Source organism: Streptomyces sp. AHA2 (genome assembly GCF_036857595.1).
GTDB lineage: Bacteria > Actinomycetota > Actinomycetes > Streptomycetales > Streptomycetaceae > Streptomyces.
In genome coordinates this window covers 1-6,659 of the sequence record NZ_JAUQWJ010000045.1, presented here as the reverse complement: position 1 = coordinate 6,659, position 6,659 = coordinate 1, and the positions used below count along the sequence as shown (strand labels likewise).

Below are 6,659 nucleotides of genomic sequence, written 5' to 3'. Positions count from 1 at the left end.
CGACGACGAACACAGCGTGTCGATCGTCATGCTCGGCCCGTGCAGATCCAGGAAGAAGCTCACCCGGTTCGCCAGGAAGGCGTTGTGGTTGCCCAGGCCGGCGGGGGCGTCGAGCTCCGGGGGGAGGTTGTAGTCCTTGTAGTGCTGGTAGCTGGCGCCGACGAACACGCCCGTGGAGGGCGACAGTCCGCGCGGTGGGAGCCCGGCCGACTCCAGCGCCTCCCACGTGGTGCGCAGCAGCCAGCGGGCCTGCGGGTCGAGCGCCTCGGCCTGCTTGGGGAAGAAGTCGAAGAAGCGGGCGTCGAACTCCTCGACGCCGTCGAGGAATCCGCCGACGTCCGGCTCCCGCTGGCCGGCGTACCGGCCCCACCGGTGAGCGGGGGCCGGACCGATCCGGTCGCCGGATTCCGCCAGCAGGTCCCACAGGCGGTCCGGGTCGGTGGCACCGGGCAGGGCCACGGCCAGCCCGATCACGGCCACGTCGTCGGCGGAGACCGCCTCGCCGGGGTCGGCGCCGAAGAGGGCGGGCCGGTCGGTGGCACGGTCGGCGGCGATCCGCGCGGCGGGGGTCGCCGGCGCGTCCGCCGGCTCCGCCCGTCCGGGCCGTTCGGCCGTCCCGGTCTCCCCGGCCTGCCCGGAGGGGGCGCGGCCTCCCGTGGTCTGCGCGGGCCGGCCGCCGTCGGCGTCGCCCGCCGCCGTGTCGGCGGCGGGCCCGGCGAACGCCTCCTGCGGGGCCAGTCCGGCGACGTGGGCGGCGAGGGTGCGGCAGTCGGCGGCGTCGAGGACGTCCGTCGGGCTGAGCGGTACGCCGTACTTCTCGTCCAGCTCGGCCGCGACGGCCGTGGCGAGCATGGAGTCGATGCCGACGGCGGACAGTGAGGTGGTCGCGGTGATGCGGGGGTCGTGCAGGGCCGCGCGCACCACCTCGACGACGGCCTCCTCGGCCGCCGCGTGACGGGGCGTACGGGGTGTGCGTGCGAAGTCGTCCGCGCCCCGGTCCGCGGCACGGGCCGGACCGGCGGTGGCCCCGGCGCCGGTGGGCGTGAGGGCCGGACCGGCGGTGGCGCCTTCGCCGGTGGTGCCGGTGGTGTGCCCGGTCACCGTCCGGTACTCGATGCCGTCGAGGCGGACCAGGACCCGGCCGTCGGCCGCCAGCAGGGCGGCGTCGCCGCGTCGTACGTCCTCGGCGGCCTGCTCGGCACCGTCCAGCAGCACGTACGCGGTGTGCGCGGGGTCGCCCCAGCGGGCCGCCCGGTCGACGGAGACCGGCAGGAAGGTGCCGGTGGGCGCCTCGGGGGCGGCGAGCGTGAGCACCGCCATGGCCTGCAGGGCCGCGTCGAGCGCCGCCGTCTCGGCCTCCAAGGGGCTGCCGGCCGGCGCGAGGTCGACGCGGGCCAGGACCCGGCGGGGGCCGTAGTGCACCTCGGAGATCGACCGCAGCGGCGCGGTGAGTTCCATGCCCTTGGCGGCGAACCAGGCGTACAGGCCCGCGGGTGCCAGACTGCGGCCCAGCTCCGCGCGCACGGCGTCCACGTCCCGCGCGGCAGGTGCGGGCCCGGCCTGGGAACCGCCGGTGGTGAGCCGGGCGATGACCCGGCCGGCGTGCCGGAAGGTGGCCGGGCCGGTGCGGCCCGGCTCGTCCAGGTCGCTGGTGAGCGGATGGGGGCCGGTCCCCCGGCCGGTGAAGGCGACGTCCCGCACGTCGCCGGCCGCCCGCAGTCCGAGGGCCAGGGGCACCGCGCCCGGCACGGTGTCCTCGCCCAGCACGCGGTGCGCACGCGAGAGCCCGCGCACGGCCTCGGCCACGTCCTCGGCCGGCGCTCCGGCCGCACTACCGGCGGGGCCCGGGGGGACGGCGGCCGCGGGAGCGGTACCGGCGGCGGCCGCGGCCGCACGGAACGGGTACGGAGGCAGGGACCGGCGGCGTACCGCCGGGTCCGGGTACACGGAGGCCCAGTCGACGGTCTTGCCCTCGGCGTAGCGCAGGGCCGCGGCGCCGAGTCCGTCCGACGCGGTCTCCACCAGCGAGGATCCGCGCAGGACGGTGCCGGGGGCCCGGTCCGCGAGCCGCAGGGCGTGGTCCAGGCCGGCGCCGAGTTCCTCGGCCGTACGGCCGAGCACGGCGACCCGGTAGGCCCGGTGGTCCCGCCCGACGGCGCTGGAGCGGCACAGCTCCCGCAGGCCGGAGGCGGTCTCCCCGCGTAGCAGCGAACGCGTGTCGGCGGTGCGCCGCGCCAGGGCCTCGGGGGTGTGGCCGGAGACGACGAGCAGGTGCTCGCCCGGCGCGCCGTCCTCGTGGGCGGCCTCGGCGGCCGGTGCGGACCCGGCCTGCCCGGCGCGGCCGCCCGCGAGGTACTCCTCGACGACGACGTGAGCGTTGGTCCCGCCCATGCCGAAGGAGCTGACACCGAAGCGCCGGGGCCCCGGAGAGGTCCAGGGGCGGGGCTCCGTCGGAATCTCGAACGGCCCGGAGGACAGGTCGAGATGGCTGCTGGGCTTCTCGAACCCGGCGACCGGGGGGATCTCCCCGTGCCGCAGGCACAGCAGGGCCTTCACGAGTCCGGCGAGCCCGGCGGCCGGCTCCAGGTGCCCGATGTTGCCCTTGACGGCGCCGAGATGGCACGGTCCGTCGCGGTCGGGGTCGTCGCCGAAGACCTCGGTCAGCGCGGCGATCTCGATCGGATCGCCGAGCCGGGTCGCGGTGCCGTGCGTCTCGATGAGGGAGATGTCGGCCGGGGCGAGCCCGGCGTCGTCCAGCGCCGCGCGGACGACGGCGGCCTGGGCCTCGCTGCGGGGCACGGGCAGGGCGCTGCCGCGTCCTCCGTGGTTGACGGCCGTGCCCCGGACGACGCCCCAGATCCGGTCGCCGTCGCGCTCCGCGTCGGCCAGCGGCTTCAGCAGCACGGCGAGGGCGCCCTCGCCGGGGAGGAAGCCGTCCGCGTGTTCGTCGAAGGGCCTGGGCAGGGTCTCCGACAGGGCGCCGAGCTGGCTGAGGCTGCGGTAGTACCACGGTGTCAGCCCGACCTGGCAGGCCGCCACGATCGCGGCACCGCACCGGCCGTCGCGGAGTGCGGCGACCGCCTGCTGGAGCGCGACCAGCGAGGACGAGCAGAGCGTGTCGACCGTCTGCGAGGGGCCGGTGAGGTCGAGGGCGTAGGAGATCCGGTTGGCGAGCACCGCGTTCATGGAGCCGAGCGCGGTGTGCGGCCCCACGCTCTCCAGTCCCCGTGTGTCCCGGTGGTGGGTGTAGGTGGCGCCGACGAAGACGCCGATGTCGCGGCGGCCGGCGAGGCCGGCGTCGTCCCGTACCGCCCAGGCGTGCTCCAGCAGCAGCTTCTGCTGGACGTCCATCTCCTCGGCCTCGCGTACGGAGATGCCGAAGAAGGCCGGATCGAACCGGTCGGTACCGGCGAGGAAAGCGCCCTTGCGGCAGTACGTGCCCGTCATGCGGGGCCCACGCGGCTCGAAGTGGGCCTGCACGTCCCAGCGTTCGGCCGGTACGTCGGTGAAGGCGTGGCCTCCGGCGCGCAGCAGCGGCCACAGCTCCGCGACACCGCCGGGGGCGCCGGGGAGGTCGCCGGACACGGCGACGACGGCGACGTCCCGGTACCCCCCGTCGGGCGCCGGGCGCCGGGAACGCTCCGGGCGTCCGGCGGGGGCGGCAGTGGTGGCGGCGGTGGACGGAACGGCCGCGGGACCGGCGTCGAACCGGGGCGCGTCCTCGGGGACGGCGGGCCCGGTGGACTCGGAAGGCTCCGCGAGCCCGGTGGGCACGGCGGTGTCGGTGGCGCCGCCGGGGGCGGCCTCGGAGGAGTCGGTGGCGCCGCCCCCGGCCGGCTTCGGCAGCGCGGCCGCCGCGCCGTAGCGCTCGATCAGTGCCTCCACCAGCTCCTCGAAGGTGCCGTACTCGAGGAAGAGCGTGGCCGGGAGGCCGATACCCCACCTGCGGGACAGCTCCTCGGACAGTTCGACGCTCATGATGGAGCTCATGCCGTACTCCGACAGGGGCGCCTCGCGGTCGTAGGAGGCGATTCCCAGCCGTTGCGCGAGGAAGCCCGCCAGCGCGTCGGCGACCCGCTCCGCCGCGTCCCCCGCTTCCCCACCGGAGTCGGCGGCGCCCTCCGCCTGTCCGGCGGGGGTGGCGGGCCCGGCCTGCGCGGGCGTGGCGGACCCGGCGCGGTCCGCCGGGTCGTCGGGCTCCGCGATCTCGGTGCCGGCGTCGGGGTGGGCGATGACGAGCTGCCGGGCGGGCCGGTCCGCCCCCAGCACCGCGACGAGGGCGTCCAGGCCCTCCGCGGTGGTCAGCGGGCGGACGCCGCGCGCCCGGAGCCGGTCCGCGACGGCGGTGCCCATGCCGACCTCGCCCCACAGGCCCCAGTCGACGCTGAGCCACGGTGCCCCGTGTGCGTGGGCGTAGCCGTCCAGGTAGGCGTTGGCGGCGGCGTAGCCACCCTGCCCGAGGTTGCCGAACGTTCCCGAGACGGACGCGAACAGCACCGCGAAGTCCAGGTCCCGCCCGGCCACGGCGGCGGCCAGTTCGCGGACCCCGTCGGCCTTGGGCCGCATCACCGCCGCCACGTCCTCGGCGGTGGCACTGCGGATGAGCCCGTCCTTGAGGGTGCCCGCGGCGTGCACCACGCCGTGCACCTCCCCGTGCTCCTGCCGCATCCGCTCCACCAGCGCCGCCAGGGCGCCGGGGACGGTGATGTCCGCGCTGTACGAGACGGCCGCACAGCCGTGGGCGGTGATCGCGGCGATCCGTTCCTCGGCGGCGGGGTTCGCGCCGGAGCGGCTGACCAGCGCGACGAGACCGGCGCCCTCCCGGGCGAACCGCTCGGCCACCTCAAGGCCCAGGCCGCCGTGACCGCCGAGGACGAGGTAGCGTCCGCCGGGCCGCACGGGTCCCTGCCCGGCGGGGTGGGGCGGGGTGTAAGCCGAGCGGTCGCGCACCCGGACGGGCACGTGCCGCACGCCGTCCCGGTAGCCGACCTCGACGGGTGCGTGGACGTCGCCGAGTTCCGCCACGAGGGCGGGGAGCAGTTCGCCGGGGTCGCCGCCGAGGTCGACGAGGCGCGGGCGCAGCCCCGGGTACTCGATGGCGGCGGTGCGCACGAGGCCCCACAGGGCGGAGCGGGCGGGGACCGGCCGGTCGCCGTTCGCGACGGGCTGGCCGTCGCGCGTCACCACGAGGAAGCGGCACTTGCGCTGCCGCTCACCGAGGGTGCGCAGGGCCGCCAGGCAGGAGTACAGGCCGAGGCCCAGCTCCTCCTCCTCGCCCCGGCCGCCGTCGGACGGGCCGTCGGCGTTCCACAGGTGGACCAGGCCCGCGACGGGGTCGCCTACCTCGTCCCAGAGCCGCCGGAACGCCTCCTCGTCACGCCGGTCCAGGGTCGGCAGGTCCGGGTCGGGAGTGCCGCTCGGAGCCGCGGCCGGGCCGGCGGCGACCTCCACCACGCGGGCGCCGTCGGCCCGCAGCCGTTCGGCGACGCCGGTGCCGAGCCGGTCGGTTGGGCCGTGGTGCAGCACGACCCAGGTGCCGGACGCCGGTTCGCGGTGGCCGGACTCACTCTCCCGAGGGTGCCAGGCGATGCGAGAGACAGGCAGCGGCTCCCGCCGGGCCGGGGCCGTCGTGCCTGCCACGCCGGTCGTCCGGCGCATCCGCACGCCCCGGAACTCGGCGAGGACTTCCTCCGAGCGGCCCAGCAGGAGGGCGTCGGCGGTCGCGTAGGCGCCGTCGTCGCCCGTGCGGCGGACGTGGACGGTGACTTCGTCCGTCAGCGCCGACAGGTCGGTGAAGAGGGCGAGCCGCTCCAGACCGATCGGCAGCATGGGATACGGGCCGTCCGCGCCCGACAGGTCCTGCAGCGCGCAGCTGACGACCTGGAACACGCCGTCCACCAGCAGCGGATCGGCGTACCAGGGCATCGGCTCGGCGTCGGACCGCAGGGTGGCGCGAGCCGTTTCGCCGTCGTGGACGGACAGTGCGCGCACGGTACGGAAGTCGGGCCCGTACTGGAGTCCCTGCCCCTCCCATCCGGCGTAGAGCCGCTCCGGGGTGATGTCCCGCGCACCGGCGGGCCGTTGGCCCGCGTCGGCGCGCGGCGGCCGCGTGCCCGCCGGGAGGAAGCGTCCGGCGCCGGCCGACAGCGGCTTGCGGCTGCCGGAGACGACGGTGGTCAGTTCGAAGCGGATCAGCCCGGTGCCGTCGTCGGTGACGTCGAGCCGGACCGGCGCGGTGGCCCGGTCGGCGATGAAGAGGGGACGGAGGAACGTTACGCCGGTCAGCTCCAGGGGAGCGAACCGCCGGCGCCGGGCGACGCCCACGAGCGCCATCTCCAGCTGTACGGCGGCGGGCAGCAGCCCGGTCCCCGCGGAACGGTGCTGGGCGATGAAGGGCTCCTGGCCCGTGAACGTCTTCTCGTACGTCTCGGCCGGGTTCGTCACTGTCCCTCGCTCCGGTGCTCGTAGTGACGGTCGAACAGCGGGTGGCCCACGGCGCTCGCCGCGCGTTCGCGGCGGGCGGGGGGTGCCACCAGGTTCTGCCGGTTGAAGGGGTAGGTGGGCAGGGTCATGGTCCGGTGACCCTTGCCGGCATGGACTCCGGCCCAGTCGATCGCACCCGGGACGACATCGGCGTAGGCGGCCAGGGCCTGATGCAT

Annotated in this window: 1 protein-coding gene and 1 pseudogene; both read right to left on the bottom strand. The window is 76.5% G+C overall.

Annotated features, from left to right (window positions below; translation table 11 throughout):
• On the bottom strand, nucleotides 1–6,444 hold a 6,444-nt coding region (locus Q5694_RS34690; protein WP_333937504.1), incomplete at its 3' end, for an SDR family NAD(P)-dependent oxidoreductase.
• Nucleotides 6,441–6,659 (bottom strand): annotated as a pseudogene (locus Q5694_RS34685) (acyltransferase domain-containing protein); the annotation flags it as partial. The pseudogene Q5694_RS34685 and the gene Q5694_RS34690, both read right to left, overlap by 4 nt.